The sequence below is a fragment of the Mesorhizobium sp. M0292 genome (assembly GCF_040321695.1).
In the GTDB taxonomy this organism is placed as follows: domain Bacteria; phylum Pseudomonadota; class Alphaproteobacteria; order Rhizobiales; family Rhizobiaceae; genus Mesorhizobium.
In genome coordinates, this window is the sequence record NZ_JAMYSB010000063.1 from 1 (window position 1) to 589 (window position 589).

Annotated in this window: 1 protein-coding gene; it reads left to right on the forward strand. The window is 57.6% G+C overall.

The features are described from left to right. Nucleotides 1-561 (forward strand): integrase core domain-containing protein (locus NKI96_RS32480; protein WP_352807794.1); only part of this gene is annotated, 561 nt, incomplete at its 5' end. Between the last annotated feature and the right edge of the window lie 28 nt (nucleotides 562-589).

Here is a 589-nt window from a genome sequence, read left to right on the forward strand (position 1 = left end):
GGCGTTCCCTTTGCCAGCCCAAACGCGCTGTTCAATCTCAGCAAACTGTCGGTCTGGTGGCTGCGCCTGGGCATCGACATCGAGCGCATCCAGCCGGGCTGTCCGCAGCAGAACGGGCGCCATGAGCGCATGCACCTGACTCTCAAGAAGGAAACCACCAAACCGGCTGGCGCCAATTTCCTGCAGCAGCAGGCCAGGTTCGATGACTTCATCAATGAGTTCAACTCAGAACGCCCACATCAGGCGCTCGACATGGCCTGTCCAGCCGAGCGCTACACGCCGTCACCGCGCATCTATGCCGGCCTGCCGGATCTCGATTATCCGTTTCACGACAAGGCCGTCACCGTCACCACCTGCGGCCGCATCTGCTACAATCGCAAGAAGATCAACCTCAGCCTCGTCTTTGCCGGCCAGACCGTCGGCATCAAACAGGTCGAGGACCATATCTGGCTGGCTTCCTTCATGGATTATGATTTGGGCTACTTCGATGATGAGACATGCAGGCTCGAACCACTCCAAAACCCCTTCGGGCCAAAAGTGTTACCCATGTCTCCGATATAAACCGTAACCTATGTGTCCGGAATGGACC